The 16,346-nt window shown below is 50.1% G+C and carries 14 protein-coding genes; 7 read left to right on the forward strand and 7 right to left on the reverse strand.

From position 1 onward, the window contains the following. Nucleotides 1-42: 42 nt before the first annotated feature. Both SACSAC_RS28685 and SACSAC_RS16395 read left to right on the forward strand, forming a co-directional pair. A complete protein-coding gene (locus SACSAC_RS28685; RefSeq protein WP_037288313.1) occupies nucleotides 43-648 on the forward strand; it encodes a sugar O-acetyltransferase in 606 nt (201 codons plus the stop codon). A 2-nt stretch (nucleotides 649-650) separates the two neighbouring features. Further along, a complete protein-coding gene (locus tag SACSAC_RS16395; RefSeq protein ID WP_037288315.1) occupies nucleotides 651-1,256 on the forward strand; it encodes a DUF1349 domain-containing protein in 606 nt (201 codons plus the stop codon). Nucleotides 1,257-1,393: 137 nt separating this feature from the next. Here SACSAC_RS16395 and SACSAC_RS16400 read toward each other — a convergent pair whose 3' ends face one another. The 4 genes from SACSAC_RS16400 to SACSAC_RS16415 form a co-directional block, all read right to left on the reverse strand. Continuing rightward, nucleotides 1,394-2,275 (reverse strand): carbohydrate ABC transporter permease, encoded by an 882-nt coding sequence (locus SACSAC_RS16400; RefSeq protein WP_037288317.1) that lies wholly within the window; start codon nucleotides 2,273-2,275, stop codon nucleotides 1,394-1,396. Between the two features lie 15 nt (nucleotides 2,276-2,290). Beyond that, a complete protein-coding gene (locus tag SACSAC_RS16405; protein ID WP_245608653.1) occupies nucleotides 2,291-3,202 on the reverse strand; it encodes an ABC transporter permease in 912 nt (303 codons plus the stop codon). A 41-nt stretch (nucleotides 3,203-3,243) separates the two neighbouring features. Then, a complete protein-coding gene (locus SACSAC_RS16410; RefSeq protein WP_342666472.1) occupies nucleotides 3,244-4,839 on the reverse strand; it encodes an extracellular solute-binding protein in 1,596 nt (531 codons plus the stop codon). 120 nt (nucleotides 4,840-4,959) lie between these two features. After that, complete coding sequence (locus SACSAC_RS16415; protein WP_037288321.1) at nucleotides 4,960-6,696, reverse strand: glycoside hydrolase family 2 protein; 1,737 nt, start codon at nucleotides 6,694-6,696, stop codon at nucleotides 4,960-4,962. 165 nt (nucleotides 6,697-6,861) lie between these two features. On the opposite strand from SACSAC_RS16415, the gene SACSAC_RS27745 reads away from it, so the two are divergent. The 4 genes from SACSAC_RS27745 (at nucleotide 6,862) to SACSAC_RS16435 (ending at nucleotide 10,977) form a co-directional block, all read left to right on the forward strand. After that, nucleotides 6,862-7,689 (forward strand): AraC family transcriptional regulator, encoded by an 828-nt coding sequence (locus SACSAC_RS27745; RefSeq protein WP_084778123.1) that lies wholly within the window; start codon nucleotides 6,862-6,864, stop codon nucleotides 7,687-7,689. A gap of 20 nt (nucleotides 7,690-7,709) precedes the next feature. Then, nucleotides 7,710-9,119 carry an aminotransferase-like domain-containing protein gene (locus SACSAC_RS16425; protein ID WP_037288324.1) on the forward strand — a complete coding sequence of 470 codons (1,410 nt, stop codon included), beginning with the start codon at nucleotides 7,710-7,712 and terminating at the stop codon, nucleotides 9,117-9,119. 142 nt (nucleotides 9,120-9,261) lie between these two features. After that, the gene (locus SACSAC_RS16430; RefSeq protein WP_156951022.1) at nucleotides 9,262-9,546 is read left to right on the forward strand and encodes a hypothetical protein; all 285 of its coding nucleotides are present in this window, start codon (nucleotides 9,262-9,264) and stop codon (nucleotides 9,544-9,546) included. Between the two features lie 222 nt (nucleotides 9,547-9,768). Further along, nucleotides 9,769-10,977: an MFS transporter gene (locus tag SACSAC_RS16435; RefSeq protein WP_425414836.1), complete on the forward strand. Its 1,209-nt coding sequence runs from the start codon at nucleotides 9,769-9,771 to the stop codon at nucleotides 10,975-10,977. A 533-nt stretch (nucleotides 10,978-11,510) separates the two neighbouring features. Here the strand turns inward: SACSAC_RS16435 and SACSAC_RS16445 are convergent. The 3 genes from SACSAC_RS16445 to SACSAC_RS28800 all read right to left on the reverse strand — a co-directional run bounded on the left by SACSAC_RS16445 (nucleotide 11,511) and on the right by SACSAC_RS28800 (nucleotide 13,869). Continuing rightward, entirely contained in the window at nucleotides 11,511-11,852 is a 342-nt protein-coding gene (locus tag SACSAC_RS16445) for a YobA family protein (RefSeq protein ID WP_037288335.1), read from the reverse strand. Between the two features lie 115 nt (nucleotides 11,853-11,967). Further along, nucleotides 11,968-13,320, reverse strand: a complete 1,353-nt coding sequence (locus SACSAC_RS16450) for a S1 family peptidase (protein ID WP_037288337.1) — start codon at nucleotides 13,318-13,320, stop codon at nucleotides 11,968-11,970. Nucleotides 13,321-13,350: 30 nt separating this feature from the next. Then, complete coding sequence (locus SACSAC_RS28800; protein ID WP_084778127.1) at nucleotides 13,351-13,869, reverse strand: AAA family ATPase; 519 nt, start codon at nucleotides 13,867-13,869, stop codon at nucleotides 13,351-13,353. Between the two features lie 265 nt (nucleotides 13,870-14,134). On the opposite strand from SACSAC_RS28800, the gene SACSAC_RS16460 reads away from it, so the two are divergent. After that, entirely contained in the window at nucleotides 14,135-16,105 is a 1,971-nt protein-coding gene (locus SACSAC_RS16460; RefSeq protein ID WP_084778130.1) for a glycoside hydrolase family 2 protein, read from the forward strand. The last annotated feature ends 241 nt before the right edge of the window (nucleotides 16,106-16,346 follow it).

The raw sequence follows: 16,346 nt of genomic DNA on the forward strand, positions 1-16,346 counted from the left end.
TTCTTCATCCTACCAAAAAAATAGGTACAGTTGGAGGTTTTTATGGATATCGAGCAGATTAAACGCATGACCAATACCGGAGAAATGTATGATGATGCCGCTCCCGACGTGGCCCGCGTCAGAGATCATGCGTTGGCGGAGTGCCGGAGATATAATGCTAAAGTCAACGCCAACGAGGGCTACGACATGTCGATTTTGACAGCGTTATTCCACGAGGTCGGGGAAAATGTGTACATCGAATCGAATTTTCGCTGCGAGTTTGGATTTAATATCTCGATTGGAAGCGAAGTGTATATCAACCATGATATGATTATTCTGGATTGCAACGAAGTCAAGATCGGGAACGACGTTTACATAGGACCGCGTGCGGGATTGTATGCAGCCAACCATGCGGAAGATCCATTCGAGCGGGCGGAAAAAGGCGTATACGCCAAGCCGATTGTTTTGGAGGATCGAGTGTGGTTGGGCGGCGACGTGAAAATTACGCAGGGCGTGACGATCGGGGAGAACAGCATCATCGGCGCGGGTAGCGTCGTGACCAAGGACATCCCGCCCAACGTCGTCGCAGCCGGCAATCCGTGCAAAGTGATTCGACCGATCCGTTTTTCCGATACACAATGGAAGCGTCCAAATGAAGGAGGAAAATGACCATGAACCCAGCTGATTTTAAGGATTTCCGTTGGTTGAACGAAAGCCGTGCCGAATTCGAAGGGGACAAGCTGACCATTTACGCCCCGGAGAAAAGCGACTTTTTCTGCAACAACGGAGCAGTTTCGGACGAAGGCATTACCCCGGAATCGCTGACGAACGCGCCTTTTTTCTACAAAGAAGTGACCGGAAATTTCGTGATGCGCGCCCGTGTACAGGTAGATTTCAAAGACGTCTATGACGCGGCTTGCTTGATGGTAATGGACAATTTGGACGTATGGGGCAAGTTTTGTTTTGAATTTACCGACTTTGACACGCATGCAGTGGTGAGCGTCGTGACCAACCATACGTCGGACGACGCTAACGGCAGCAACATTGAAGGCGATTCGGTCTGGATGCAAGTCGCTCGGGTCGGACAATCGTTCGCTTTCCATTATTCGCTGGATGGCAAGCAGTTCTTCATGGTTCGATTCTTCAATCTGCCTGTCGGGGAGACAATCAAAGCAGGATTTGAAGCTCAAGCTCCTACGGGAACAGGCGGAGATCGGGTGTACTCGGATTTCTCCTTGGAACAACGTACCGTGAAAAATATCAGAGTCGGGGAGTAACGCAAGCGTTTATGAAATTTATCGATGCAGGATTGGCGTTTTAGCCGGATCAAGCTCGGAATCGAAAGAAGGCTTCCCGACATCAAGTCGGGAGGCCTTTTTCACGTTCACGAGTGCAAGTGCTTTTGACAAAACGTTTACTCTTTCAATGCCCCGATCATCACCCCATGCACGAAATACTTCTGCAAGAACGGATACAGCACCAAGATCGGCAAGGTCGATACGATGATCGTCGCGTATTTGATCGTGATCCCGATATCCATCCGGTCGCCCGTCGCGGCGCCAGTCATCATGTTATCGGTGCTGTTGGAGATCAGAATCTCGCGCAGCACGAGCTGAAGCGGGAACAGCTCGCGGTCCCGCAGATAAATCAGCGCATTGAAATAGGAGTTCCAATGCCCGACGGCGTACCACAAGATCATGACCGCGATGACCGGCATAGAGAGGGGAATGATGATCCGCGTCATGATCGTCCAGTCGTTCGCTCCGTCGATCCGCGCCGATTCCTCCAGACTCACCGGAATGCTTTGGAAAGCGGTGCGCATAATGATGAGGTTGAACGAATTGATCGCGCCCGGCAGCAGCAGCGCCCACGGCGTATTCAGCATGCCCAGATTGTTGATGAGCAGGAACGAAGGAATCAGTCCGCCGCTGAAGACCATCGTAATGACGATCACGAGCATAATATGATTTTTAAAATAGACATGGGGGCGCGAAAGGGCATAGGCGCCCAACGTGGTCATGAACAAGTTGATCAGCGTTCCGCCCACCACGTAAAGGAGCGTATTCCGATAACCGGTCATCACCATCGGATTCTCGATCACGGCTTTGTAAGCGTCGAGACTGAATCCTTGCGGCAAGAACAGCAGCCCGCGGTAACTCGCGATCTCCGCAGGGTTACTTAATGAAGCAAACAGGATATAAATAAACGGATAAAGCGTCGCGAAGCACAGCAGAATCATGAAGCAGACGTTGAAGCACGCAAATACCTTTTCGCCCGTCGAGCGTTTATAAGTCATGTCGTCGATCCTCCTTTACCATAGCTTATGTTCGCTGACCCGCTTGCTGATCGTGTTGGCAAGAATAAGCAGGATGAAGCTGATCACGGAGTTGAATAAGCCGACCGCCGCCGAATATCCGAAGTCCGCGCCCAAGATCCCTTTTCGATACACATAAGTGGAGATGACGTCGGCGGTCTCGTAAGTCAGCGGGTTATAGAGCAGGATGATCTTCTCGCTTCCGACCGCAAGCATCGAACCCACGTTGAGGATGAACAAAATGACGATCGTCGGCATGATGCCGGGAATCGTAATGTTCAGCGTTTGCTTCCAGCGTCCCGCGCCGTCGATCCGGGCCGCGTCATACAGCGTAGGATCGATAGACGACATCGCGGCGAGATAAATGATCGAGCCCCAGCCTATACCCTGCCAGATCCCGGAAGAGACATAGAGCGAACGGAACCAACCGGATTCTTGCCAAAACGCGATCGGCTCGTAGCCGAAAAAACTGACGATGCTGTTGATCAGGCCGTCGCGGGCGAAGAAATCCACCATCATCCCCGCCACGACCACGATCGAGATAAAGTGGGGGAGATAGCTGATCGTCTGCACCACGCGCTTGAACATCACTACGCGAAGCTCGTTGAGCAGCAGCGCGAGAATGATCGGAGCCGGGAAAGCGAATAGCAGCTCATACAGGCTGATCGTCAACGTGTTTCGAAGCAAGCGCCAAAAGTAAGGGTTTTCAAAAAAGTTCTGGAAATGCGTCAATCCGACCCAAGGGCTTCCCCATACCCCGTCGGCCATGCCGTAGTCTTTGAACGCGATCAGCAGGCCGTACATCGGACCGTAATGGAAAATGCCGTAGTAGACCAATACCGGAACCAGCATCAGATAGATATGCCGATTGCGAACCAGATCGCGCTTGATAAGGCTTCGTTTATGCATCCATGCTCCCTCCCGAATGTCCGACATCGCAGCGTGTAGCGTTACCGGTTTTCATAACGCTCCAGCGCCGCTTGTTGAAGTTCGATCGCCTCGTCGATGCCCAGACCTTTTAACATTTCGACGTAGCTGTCAAATTGGTCGAGCGATTCGGTACCCATAATGAACTTCAGCACCATTTCGTCCTTGAACGTGTTCACGTCGGTCATGATCGAAGAATAACGACTGCTGTTCTCGGCGGCGATCGTAACGGGCGGCATTTTGTTTGTTTGCGTCGTGTCCGACCATTGCTTCATGCTTTCCTGCTGCTGCGGCTTGGTCGTATACTGCTGCGTATGGCGGACGTCTTGGACGAAAGGACCTGATGTTGCGCCCATAATATGTTTGCGGAACGCTTGAGAGATCGGAAGCCCTTCGGTGTTTTTTAAAATGACGTCGGTATACGTAGGTTGGCCGTCGACCATCGTGTACGTGTCGCCTTCTTTGCCGAAGTTCATCGTAAGTTTGCCTTCTTCGCTATAGAGGGAATCGAGGAATTTGACCGTCTCGACGATATTGGAATTACTGCCCGTGATGCCTGCGAAAATACCCGTGACCGGGTTGTCCATATGGCCGAACACAGGGTTGTCTCCCGCGTTCAGCGTCGGATAAGGCGTGCCTACGATCTCGAAATCCGGTTGGCTTTCTTTCATCAAGTCCATGTATTTGCCGATCCCGCCGTTGAGGAACATGACCGTCGAGCCCACTTGGTTGCCGGTAATTTTGGCTTCGGTGATCTTGGCATCGTTGACCGCGAAGTCTTTGTCGAGCAAGCCTTCCTGATACCATTGATTCATCGTGGTCAGATAGTCTTTGTAACCGGGTTCGATCGGACCGTACTTGACCGTGCCGTCTTCCTGGTAAAAGTCGTTCGGCGTTCCGAAAGCTCCGGCAAACGCCAGCTCTCCGGCCGGAATCAGGATCGGAATCTCGTCCGCTTCGCCGTTTCCGTTCGGATCTTGTTCTTTAAACGCTTTCAAAACGGTATACCATTCATCGATCGTCGTCGGCGTGGACAGATTCAGCTTATCCAGCCAATCTTGCCGGATCGCGGGACCGAGAAACACCTGTTGGGTCGGATCTTCGCGGATAAAAGGGAACCCGATCAGGTCGCCGTCGTCGGTCGAAGCCATTTTCCGCCACTCCGGATGCTCGTCCAACAGCTTGCTCAAGTTCGGTGCGTGTTCGAGATAATCGGTTAACGGAATCAGCTTTTTATCCCGGATCGCTTTTTGCGCGCCGCCCGGATAAGCGTTCCAGCCGTAATCGACGACATCCGGCAGTTCGCTCGAAGCGACCATCAGATTGAACTGTTCGCCGAGCTGGCCCTGCGCCGGATGTTGAAATTCGACGTCGACGCCCGTTTTCTCCTGAATTTCTTTCCAAGCGGTCACTTCGTCGTAGCTTTTCATGATCGCGGCGGCGTCCGGGAACAGCTCGACCCAATAGGTCAGCTTCGTGAGCGGCTCGCCCGTCGCTTCCTGCTTGGCATCCGCCGATTCCGATCCGTCTCCGCCGCAAGCAGCGAGCGTGGAGACCAATAATCCTAAAGTTACCAAGGAAGCAGTGCGTGTACGAATCTTGCGTGTGCGCATGAACATGAACAAATCATCCTTTCGTTGGTTCGAATGATAGGTATGCAAGGCCGAGGCGGAAAATGGGGGATTTGGAGTAGAGGCTACCCCGGTCGGGATAGCCTGATGGTTATCTAATGAGCTAAGTCAGTCTAAAGTCGAACCCCAATCGTAGGGACCTTGCTGGTTTTTATAAATGGCCTTGACGATGCGGTAGGCGAGCTTGGGTTTGCGGTATTCGTTCACGAGCCCTTTGTTATTAAAAGAACGCGCCCGATCCCGGAAATGGGGCAGATGGCTTTGCAGTTGACCTCGCGTATCGGCGAACTGCCAGACATAAGTGCCGCTAATCTTGACGTCCGAGCGGAACAGCTTGAGCGACTTGCTGAGCAGCTCCGCCTGGTAATCTTCGCTGAACAGACGCGGTTCCCAGCCGGAATCGCCCTGGATGCCCGCTCCGCCGAACTCGGTCATCAGCACCGGCGTATCCGCCGCTCCGTATTCGTCGCAGCGCTTATGGAACGCCTCCAGCATCTCGTCAAATTCCACATGCCCGAAATACCAGCCGCCGTAATAGTTAATGCCGATCACGTCGAACAATCCGAGACAAATATCGTTCATCGGGTGCATGGTCGCGAAAGCCACGAGTCTGGACGGGTCTTTGCTGCGCACGAGATGGGTCATTTTAATCGATAGGTCATAGGCTTGCTGGGAGCGTGTGTCGATCTCGTTATGTACGGACCAGAACAAGATAGAAGGATGGTGGAAATCCCGCTCGATCATCTCGTCCATCATGATCTGCGCGCGTTCGACGAACAGCGGATCATCCGTGGCGGATGCGGGGAATGCAGCGCCCCAGATCGGAATCTCGCTCCAGAACAAGACGCCTTTTTCATCCAGCAGATCCAGCCAATATTCGCTCTGGGGATAATGCGAGCCGCGAACGGTATTGCACCCCATCTGCGTGATGATATCCAGTTCCTTCGTCATCAACTTGTTCGGAAAGGCGAAGCCCCACTCGGGATGCTCTTCGTGCCGGTTCACGCCTTGCAGATAGATTTCTTTTCCGTTCAACAAAATCTTCTTGTCTCGGGTCTCGACGGTTCGGAAGCCGATCCGGTCCGTCCGGTCATCGTCGCCCGCGACAGCCCTGATCATGTAAAGCGTCGGATTGTCCGTCTCCCAGCGGCTCAGGTCCGACCACGTTTGTTCCGCGACAATCTCGGTACTGCCTTTGGCTTCGAGGTAAGCGTTCTCATTTTGAAAAATCTCATCATCACGGTACAGGCTGATGGGAACCTCAAGCGGCGTATCGCACAGAGAGCGAAGCTTCAGCCGAACCTGTACGTCCGCGCTGGATTCCCCGGTGAGGGTATAGTTCAGGCGCAGGCTTTCGATCCATACATCCGGCAAATGTTGAATCTCGACAGGCCGGATGATGCCGCCGTAATGGAACCAGTCCACGATATGGTACGGCAGCGTATTGGTGGTCAACGTATTGTCCGTGCGGATCACAAGCTCATGCACGCCGGCGGGAACATTAGGGAGCGTGAAGTCGAAAGGCGTAAACCCCCCATAGTGATAACCCAGATGCTCCCCGTTCCAATAGACGTCGGCATGTCCCATCACGGCGTGGAACAGAAGGCGCAGGTGCGTGCTGTCGTCGAGCGTCACCCGGGTGCGATACCAAGCGACTCCTTCGTAATCAAACTTGCCCAGCTCGTTATTCCAACAAGCGGGAACCGGCATTTGATCGTGTTCGGAAGGGAAGTTATTCTGCCATCCTTCGGCTTGCCCGATATTCTCCTTGTCAAAAACGAAATCCCACAAGCCGTCAAGTAACTGGGATTTCCTAAGTCGATGCTGCTGGAACGTACGAATCATATTCATCATCTCCACTGTTTTTTCCATAGAACGTCAGGTGGACGGTCTATATGTTCGGAGTTTAGCATTCGGGATCAAGCAGCGACAATGGCAAAAACAATCTTGAACGTTTATCATAAACGATACAAGGGTCATCAAAGTCGAAAAGAAGGAGGCGGAACGAACATGGATTATGCGTTGGGCAATATGGTCGTGCATATCCACTGGGTCATCGCCAAGCCGCCGCTGCCGGGGTGGGAAGACATTCGGCAGACCGTGACCGGACATACCTTTTACTACATTTATAGCGGAAAAGGGGTCTTTCACTGCGAGGGCGAAGAAGTGGAGGTCGCAGCGAATACGCTGGTGTATCTCTGGCCGGGCTTGCCGCTCTATATGAAATCGTCCGAAGCGCATCCGGTGCGCATGACGATGATCTTGTTCGACTGCGCTTTGCTGGAGAAACCGGAGGAAGGTTGGGGGATTCCGCAGCCGATCAATCGGTTGAACCTGCCTTTTCTGCTGCCGCTGCCAAGCGATCGCATTGCCCGGATCGGGGAGCAGTTTCGCGAAGCGGAGCAAGAATGGGTACCCGGAGATACGGTTCGGGAAACGCGGGTCAAAGCAGTCTGGTACCGATTGCTGCAAGAGGCGCACGAAGCGGCGGAAGCCGGGGGACGGGATCGGGCGGAGGAGGAAATCACGGTAGCGGTGCGCAAGCTGAAGGCGACGTTGGATACGGAATTTGCGAAGGAGCTGCGGATTACCGAATTGGCGGAAGAGACCGGATTTTCGGCCGTCTATATACGTAGAGCCTTCGCGGCGCGCTACGGCTCCAGTCCGAAGGAATATCTGGATCAGCTTCGCAACGAACATGCGATCCGGCGGTTGCGCTTTGCCGGGGATTCGATTACGGATGTCGCCAGAGCGTGCGGGTATCCGGATGTATATCAGTTCAGCAAGACATTCAAGAAGCGCAACGGCTGCTCGCCGAGCGAGTATCGGAATGCGTAGCAAGGAGGAGGAAGCGAGAAATGCCGATCAATTCGTTTGAACATTATCCGATGAACTGGAAGCCGTCCATCGATCGAACCCGCAAACCGATCTATAAGACGCTCGCGCAGCAGCTTCAGCAGGATATCGTAAGCGGGATTCTGTTACCCGGAACGAAGCTTCCGCCGCAGCGGGAGTTGGCCGACTTCCTGGATCTGAACGTCAGCACCGTGTCCAAAGCTTTTAAGATGTGCGAGGTCAAAGGATTACTCAGTGCAACCGTCGGCAGCGGAACCTTCGTGTCGTATGATGCGGTGTCGAACGCGTATCTGCTGGAAGACATGAAGCCGCAGCATCTGATCGAGATGGGGGCCACGATGCCGGACAACCATTCGTACGAACCGCTGGCGAACCAGTTAAGAAGCATGCTTCAGGAGCCGGATTATGAAAAATGGTTCGGATACGGACGCATCGGCGAACACCGTTGGAAACAAGATGCCGCGATGAAACTTCTTCACCGCAGCGGGCTCGATACCGAGTTGGATCGAATCTTGTTAGCCTCCGGGGGCCAGAACGCGATCGCGGCGGTGCTGGCGAGTCTGTGCAAACCCGGCGATCGGATCGGCGCGGACCTTCATACGTATCCGGGGTTGAAAACGGCCGCTGCCATGCTCAGCATTCAGGTCGTGCCGATTCGCTCCGAAGCAGGCGTGATGAGTCCGGAAGCTTTTGAATATGCGTGCAAGAACGACAATATCAAAGGGATCTATCTGATCCCGGACTATCACAATCCCACCGCCGTTACGATGTCTTTAGAAATCCGTAAGCGGATTGCAAAGGTGGCGCAAACGTACGATCAGTTCATTATCGAAGACGGAGCCTACAGCCTGATGTACGAAACTCCGCTTCCGGCCGTGACTTCTTTTGCGCCGGAGCACGGCATTTATATCGCGAGCTTGTCCAAATCGATCGCGCCCGGACTGCGGTTGGCGTATATGGCGGTTCCCGAGCGTTACAAAGAACATATTACCAAAGCCTTGTATAATCTGAGCGTTTCCGTAGCCCCGTTGTTTGCGGAGCTTGCGGCGCGCATCATCGTGTCGAATCAGTTCGAAAGCTTGATCGAATCGCATCGGGAACAGGCGATTCGGCGGAATGAAATTGTGGATCGTTATTTGGCGGACTATGCTTGTCGGGGCGCCGATACGGGAATTTTTCGTTGGCTGCTGCTGCCGGATGCGCTGAACATGACGGGCACGCAGTTCGAGCAGTTGGCTGCCCGGCACGGTGTGCAGGTGTACGCGGCGGATCGTTTCGTCGTAGGAAATACGGCGCCGGAGCGAGCGGTAAGGCTTGCGGTGTGCGCGCCGGGAACGGCTGAAGAGTTGGAAGAAGGCGTGGCGATCCTTCGGAGATTGCTGCGCGAACAGCCCTCGGATTCCGTATTATAGGATGGTTTTCGTAATCGACTTTTTTAAAATTTAAGATTTTGAGGATGCGTCTTCGGATCGAAGCTGTTAAACTGACAAAAGCTATCGATAAGATAGTGAATCTATGAAGCTTTATGAGCGATAAGAAATGAGGACTTAGGGAGTGCCGAAATCTTGGGGAATGTACGCCGATTTTAAAGAAGATTCCGTAACAGATGCTTTGAACTTTAACGCCAGTCTGATCAACACGAAAGTGATGAAAACGTCGATTCTGGGGGAACGGTACGAATATATCGTATTTTCGCTGCAAGGCGGAGTCGTGCTATGCAGAAGCGAAGACGTCGAAGAAATCGAAGACTGGATCGACGAAAAGTTCGAAGAAGTGTTCAGACCGAAGAAAGCGACCGCTTCGACAGAAGAGAAGATCACCGAATTCGTACATAGCTGAAATTGAACAGGATCATTGTGTGCCATACAATTTCGTTATTGTGTGGCTTTTTCGCGCATGGTATCATTTCGGATATTGTCAGAGTGGAAGTAGGGGGAAGAGATGTCAAAAGATCGAACCGAAAAGAATGTTCCGACCCGGGAATCGGCAGGGAGTCGGAACGCCGAATTCCGGTCTTACGTCGAGTCGCCGGAAAAGCAGCGTCGATTATACCGGAAAACGATGAATATCGTGATCGCGTCGCAAATGTTCGGTGGAGCCGGACTTGCGTCCGGGATCACGGTAGGCGCATTGCTCGCGCAAGACATGTTCGGCACGGACGGCTATGCCGGCGTACCGACGGCGCTGTTCACGTTAGGTTCGGCCGGTGCTGCCCTGATCGTCGGCCGCTTGTCGCAGCGTTCGGGACGCCGCGTCGGACTGGCCAGCGGATTTTTGGCGGGAGGGATCGGCGCGATTGGCGTCGTATTGGCCGCCGTGCTGAACAGCATTCCGCTGCTTTTGTTATCGCTGCTCGTATACGGCGCCGGATCGGCGACCAACTTGCAAGCGAGGTATGCCGGAACGGATCTCGCCTTGCCGACGCAGCGCGCGAAAGCCATCAGCATGGCGATGGTGTTCACTACGTTCGGCGCGGTAGCGGGACCGAATCTGGTGAACGTGACGGGCGGCGTTGCTACCTCTTTGGGCGCTCCGGCGTTGTCCGGACCGTTCATGCTGGCCGCGGCCGCCTACCTGCTCGCCGGATTCGTGCTGCTGTTCTTCCTGAAGCCCGATCCGCTGCTCGTTGCTAAAGCGGTCGCTTCAGCGGAACGGGAAAAAGTTAGCACAAGCAGCGGCGTTAAGTCTTCCGATGCTTCAGCAGTGGCATCGGACGGCGATAAACGTGGGATCATCGTCGGCGCTTCCGTCATGGTGTTGACCCAGATCGTAATGATTGCCATCATGACCATGACCCCGGTACATATGAAGCATCACGGTCATGGACTGGGAGCGGTCGGCATGGTCATCGGTATCCATGTGGCTGCGATGTATCTGCCTTCCTTGTTGACCGGGGTTCTTGTCGATAAATACGGTCGCAAGCTGATGTCCTACGCATCCGGCGTGACGCTGCTGCTGGCCGGACTAGTAGCAGCTTTCGCGCCGGGCGATTCCATGCCGCTGCTTATTCTTGCGCTCGCGCTGCTCGGATTGGGCTGGAACTTCGGTCTGATCAGCGGAACGGCGGCGATCGTGGACGCCACGACGCCGGAGAATCGGGCGAAGACGCAGGGGACTGTGGATGTGCTGATTGCTCTTGCGGGAGCGTCCGGCGGTGCGCTGTCGGGAATGGTGGTGGCGCATTCGAGTTATTCGATGCTTTCGTTGGGTGGGGCGGTATTGGCGTTGTTGTTGATTCCGGTGGTGTTGTGGTCGAGGAAGACGGTGTAAGAGGATAGGTTGATGTAAGGACTGAATGGAGAAGCCAAGATGGATGTGTCTCTCGGCTTTTTGGTGTGGAAGCAAACTATGCCTATAAGAGTTACTATATTATTCATAATGGAAGGTGAGTTTTGTTTTTTGATTTTAAGACGGTTTGCTATGCTTATGAAAACCTATTCTATTATCTTTAAAAAACACTTCCGGAGTGCAGAAACCTTGGGGAATTCCAGTATCGCGAGCAATCCCTTAAAAATGTCGTCTGATTTAGTGTTGACAATCCAGAAAATGATATCGATGTTGCTAAAAAGAGGGGTCAGACCTTCGATTTAGTGCATGACAATGGTTTGTGGAAGGGATACCAGAACAACTTAAAAGAGAGGATGAAGCGGGATTTGGGGATTGATTACGTAGGCAAGATTTATATTTAGGATTAATATTGTATCAAAAAAACAGCCCTTCTCCGATTAAACGCAAATACGCGCTATCAAGAATAAGAGCTGTTTTGTGAAATTTAAATACTAATTTTACTAGTTTTTTGAGGTCTAATTTAAAATATCAATTTCTTTAGCAAGTGCTTGCGCAGGGAAAGAAGTATCTATTCCTCCATCTATCATCACTTTGATTCGGTCACCAACCTTATAATCTTTAACATTTAATGGGCTATCGATACTAACCCAAGTTGCATTCGGATCTGCTTTTTCTAGGATTTGATTTTCAGTATATCTACTCGTATCTGCCTCTTCTTTTGAGAGATTTTCTACTACTAAGATTTCATTATTTTTTATAGAAATAATGTAGCCTTCGATTAGCGTTGCGTCTAATGGAGCGTCGTCTGCGTTATTATTGTTGGTTTGAAATTCAGTTGTACAGCCCAACAAAAGCATAATCATAGATGCTATTAAAAATAAGACGCTTAGTTTGCAATAGCGAATAAGAATTCTCCTTTCTACTTAATTAAGAACACCTTCAACAAGTAGCACTTTTATCAATCTTCTATAACTACCAGGTTATTGGTGTTATATTCAACCTAGCCATTACATGTGTTACATGTGAATACGTCCCTAAGTTTCTACCATTAGCTGTAGTGTTCCCTTTATTGACGCCTTTTAAAACACCATCGGCATAGACAGTTCCTCCACTATCTCCTTCAGTAGATGTATAGCTTGCCGCTCGAAGGTTATTGAAATAAATTCCAGCGTAATAACCCGAATGTTGTTTAGCCATTAGTATCCCTGAACTATTTGATTGTCCTCTATTTCTACCAGACATCCATACCATTTCGCCTAAAATGTCATTTCCGGCTGTTTGTATATTATTCAAGCCATAAACTTCACTATACACATCACTGCTAACCCAAGAAGTAGAGTTTAACGCAATGGCAACTGCATCCGCTTCGTTTCCTCGATGATGTAGCGTAGATGTAGATCCAATATTTTGATTTCCTTGGTAAATAGTTACTCCTGGATTCCAGCAATGTGCCGCTGTAACAAAGTAATGCTTACCATTTGATCCTAGTGCCGCAAATCCTAAAGAACAATGTCCGTCTGTATTAGGATTAGAATCGATTGTTAATCCGCCTTGTAAGGGCTTATGATTTGTTGTTCTCGAGGTATCTGAATTTACAGGTTGATCTAAAGTTTCTATCAAAAATAATGAAGAACTATACCCAGTTAACTCTGTTAAATATTCCTTTAATTTTGCTTCATCATCTATTCCGCCAACAATACCAATTTGGATTTTTTGATTAATAAAGTCATCTTGCACATATTCCAAATTTACAATTGATGAAATATCCTCATGATTGTTTGCGATCAATTCAGCTAAGCTTTCAATCTCTTTTTGCGAATATTTTACATTAACGAATTCAATAGGAATTTCTGAATATAAGTTTTCAATAGAAACCATTGACTCCGAAATTGTATTGTCAGAAACATTTCCTAAAGCATTGATCTTTGGAGTTTCTTCTTTCAATGCGATTACCGCAACTCCACCCTTTGATTGATCAAGATATATTCCTTGAAATTCTTCTTGTAAAACTAAATCTTGTTCTATATAAGATACAATTTCAGGCATTATTTCTGTTTGCAAATCTAATCTTTCATCTAATTCTTTTTCCTCTTCTTGAGTCATATAAAAGCCATATTTTTGAGAAAGACGATAACTATCGGTTGGTGAAGATGTTCTGGCTTGCGGTGTCTCAAGACCAAACTCTTCTCTTTTTAACACACTTTCACTTAGTTTATCAGAAATCTCAATAGACTCTGAAGTCGATGCGCTTAATTCAGTTACATTAGCTCCCATTAAAATAAACGATAAAAATAATGAAAAAATCCAAGTTGTTTTCTTTTTCATGGGCAACCTCCTATTGTTTTTTTTATACTATTAAAAATATGGTATATTGTCAATTTTAGGATAAGTTCTTCTCCTGGTGTATGCGTATATAGGTCTTAAACAGGATTTAGTCAACAAGTCATTAATCATTTCCAAGCGAAGTCCTTTCCGAGCTAGATCGATGTCTTTGTCACCATAGAAATACTCCCGAAGCGGATTGTCCAGCTCTCGTTGAACGAACCTCTTAAGAGCGATATTTTCGTCAACTTTGCAAAGAATCAGATAAACCTGCGCCTTAGACATAAAAGGTTCCAGCATCGTGGACCATATCTGGTGCTGGAACGCGGCTTCAGCGATTACCGATACGTTTTTGCTAATCAGTCCCATGAGCGTATCGAAGAAGATGTCCGTCGCTATGCGATTGGCGTCTTCAGGAAGTTCATTATGACTTTGGCCTAACGTATGCACATATCCTTCCTTAATCTGATCCCGACCGATTACAGGCATGCAAATCCGAGAACCCAGCTCCTTAGAAAAAGTGGTTTTCCCCGATGCTAGTAGCTTGACCAGTCTTAATCAGAGGTTTACGTTTGGCTGAAACGCACACGCTTTAGGTGCGATTCAGACGGGCGTAACCTTACTTTTAACTTGGTCAAGTCTACCCGTCACAAAGATTAAATAAGGTTTAGACATGTCTTTCCCTCCTAATCAGGCGTAGTTGTCCAACTTTTCAAAAAATTCAGCATATCGTCCAGCAAATCCGAATATGCTGAATGGTCTTCAATCTCCGACTTCCCTATAATTAAGCGCAAATGTGAAGAAAAGAGGGCTTACCATGAGCGCTAGGCCACAACTTTCGTTGCAAGAACCCTGGGCTTTTCAAGCGGATCTCCATCATGAAGGGCTGGATCAAGAATGGTACAAGCACGGGCTTCCGTCAGGAGAATCGATTACCGTCCCGCACACCTGGAATATTCAACAAGGTTTGGAGGAATTCCGTGGCACGGGCTGGTATAGCTTTGACTTCCATGCCTCTGAGGATTGGGAAAATAAACTGCTACGTTTGCAATTCGATGCCGTGTACCGCGATGCTACGGTATGGGTGAACGGGCAGCGAGTAGGTGAACATTTCAACTCGGGATACACGACGTTTGTACTCGATATCTCGCATGCCGTTCACTTCGGAGCAAACAATCGCATCGTGGTATCCGCCAACAACGAGCAGAGTCAGACGGCTCTTCCGCTGGAAAATAGCTTCGATTGGGCCGATGACGGCGGCATCATTCGAGGCGTCTCCTTACTGGTTAGCGGGCAAAACGCAATCGACTACGCCAAGCTGCACGCCGAGCCTATTTTTCAAACAGAAGGCGATAGCCTCACAGCTCCCTATGGCAGGCTATCCGGCGAGATTCATTTATGGAAGCGGCCGGCAGGGGTAAACGAGGCTCCTATGCGAATCAAGGTGAGCATCGCGGATGAAGATGGGACGCCTATTTCCGAAGAATGGGCGACTGCCAGCAGCGACGTTTTTCTTTTGCAACATATACGGGTCGATCACTTGAAGCTCTGGCATTTCGATCATCCGCACCTCTATACCGTTGACCTGGCTTTGTTCTCGGGAGATACGGTGCTGGATGAGCTTTCGATTCATGTAGGATTCCGAGAGATCGTGGCTGAAGGAAGTACGCTGCTGCTGAATCGCGAACCGGTTCGCTTGATGGGCGTCGAATGGATGCCAGGCTCGCACCCGGAGCGCGGCATGGCGGAGACGGCAGAGCAGTTGGCGGAAATGCTGACGATCATCAAAGAAGCCAACTGCGTCATTACCCGTTTCCATTGGCAGCAAGATGGGCAATTGTTGGACTGGTGCGATCGCAACGGGTTGCTGGTTCAAGAAGAGATTCCCCACTGGCAGACCCCGCATGATCCGGACGATGAATGGCTTCAGACTTCCATGCAGCATGCGAGGGAAATGATTCATCGACATTACAATCATCCGTGCATCTATGCCTGGGGGCTGGGGAATGAGGTGAATGGGCAATCTCCGGTGACGGTGCGTTATTTTGAAAAATTGAAATCTCAGGTGCATAATCTGGATCGTACACGGTTTATCAATTACATTTCGAACACGGTGCATGAAAATCCTTCAACCGACGCAACCGGCGTAGGCGATCTGCTGATGTGGAACGATTATATCGGAACCTGGCACGGCGATTTGGATCGGCCCGAGGTCATTCAAAAGATCACCGAAGCTCATGACAAACCTCTGATCGTGGCCGAATACGGCTTGTGCGAACCTGCTTACGAAGGCGGAGACGCGCGGCGCACACAAATTCTGCAAGACAACACGATCGAATACCGAAAACACCCTTCGATCGCCGCATTAATCTATTTCAGCCTCAACGATTACCGAACCCAGATGGGCGAAGAAGGCGAAGGCGCGCTTCGGCAACGCGTGCATGGATCGACGGATCTATACGGCATACCCAAGCCTTCGTATGAAACATTGCGCGAGCTGGCTGCTCCGGTTAAGTTGACTGTAGAAGTAGAAAAAGGTACGACGAACATCAAAGTCACCCTAGAGGCTGCCTATGATATTCCATCTTACCGCATTACCGGATATACGCTAACACTCACCGATTCGCTTGAATACCATCAAGAGCAAGAAATTCCAGAGTTGCGTCCGGGAGAACGCTACGAATTGATTATTGAAAAAATTCAAGCAAAAGACCTACTGCTGGAGATTAAAAGACCCACCGGCTTTCCAGTCATACATAAGCCGCTGCAAGCCTATCTAAATATGTAATTCCTCTGTCGAGAAAGTTCAACGTAACTGGAAGCGAGAAGACGGAGAGAAAAATTCAGGTCAAGACGCCTTTGAACTCGGAAAACTCCTTAATTTAAATCCAATCCATTTTCCGAGTGAGACAGCGAATTGAACGAATTTTTCTCGGAGTCTTCTCGCTTCCCCATCGAAGCCGCTTTCTCCAAGGCAAAAGCCCTTCTTAAAGGGCTTTTTTCGCTTTAAACAAACAACCAAACAGGTA

The organism is Saccharibacillus sacchari DSM 19268, from assembly GCF_000585395.1.
GTDB classification, from domain to species: domain Bacteria; phylum Bacillota; class Bacilli; order Paenibacillales; family Paenibacillaceae; genus Saccharibacillus; species Saccharibacillus sacchari.

What these genes read in the sequence shown, in the direction of transcription:
- SACSAC_RS28685 (WP_037288313.1), top strand. Translation starts at nt 43, where the DNA reads ATGGATATCGAGCAGATTAAACGCATGACCAATACCGGAGAAATGTAT.
- SACSAC_RS16395 (WP_037288315.1), top strand. Translation starts at nt 651, where the DNA reads ATGAACCCAGCTGATTTTAAGGATTTCCGTTGGTTGAACGAAAGCCGT.
- SACSAC_RS16400 (WP_037288317.1), bottom strand. Translation starts at nt 2,275, where the DNA reads ATGACTTATAAACGCTCGACGGGCGAAAAGGTATTTGCGTGCTTCAAC.
- SACSAC_RS16405 (WP_245608653.1), bottom strand. Translation starts at nt 3,202, where the DNA reads ATGCATAAACGAAGCCTTATCAAGCGCGATCTGGTTCGCAATCGGCAT.
- SACSAC_RS16410 (WP_342666472.1), bottom strand. Translation starts at nt 4,839, where the DNA reads ATGTTCATGCGCACACGCAAGATTCGTACACGCACTGCTTCCTTGGTA.
- SACSAC_RS16415 (WP_037288321.1), bottom strand. Translation starts at nt 6,696, where the DNA reads ATGATTCGTACGTTCCAGCAGCATCGACTTAGGAAATCCCAGTTACTT.
- SACSAC_RS27745 (WP_084778123.1), top strand. Translation starts at nt 6,862, where the DNA reads ATGGATTATGCGTTGGGCAATATGGTCGTGCATATCCACTGGGTCATC.
- SACSAC_RS16425 (WP_037288324.1), top strand. Translation starts at nt 7,710, where the DNA reads ATGCCGATCAATTCGTTTGAACATTATCCGATGAACTGGAAGCCGTCC.
- SACSAC_RS16435 (WP_425414836.1), top strand. Translation starts at nt 9,769, where the DNA reads ATGAATATCGTGATCGCGTCGCAAATGTTCGGTGGAGCCGGACTTGCG.
- SACSAC_RS16445 (WP_037288335.1), bottom strand. Translation starts at nt 11,852, where the DNA reads ATGCTTTTGTTGGGCTGTACAACTGAATTTCAAACCAACAATAATAAC.
- SACSAC_RS16450 (WP_037288337.1), bottom strand. Translation starts at nt 13,320, where the DNA reads ATGAAAAAGAAAACAACTTGGATTTTTTCATTATTTTTATCGTTTATT.
- SACSAC_RS16460 (WP_084778130.1), top strand. Translation starts at nt 14,135, where the DNA reads ATGAGCGCTAGGCCACAACTTTCGTTGCAAGAACCCTGGGCTTTTCAA.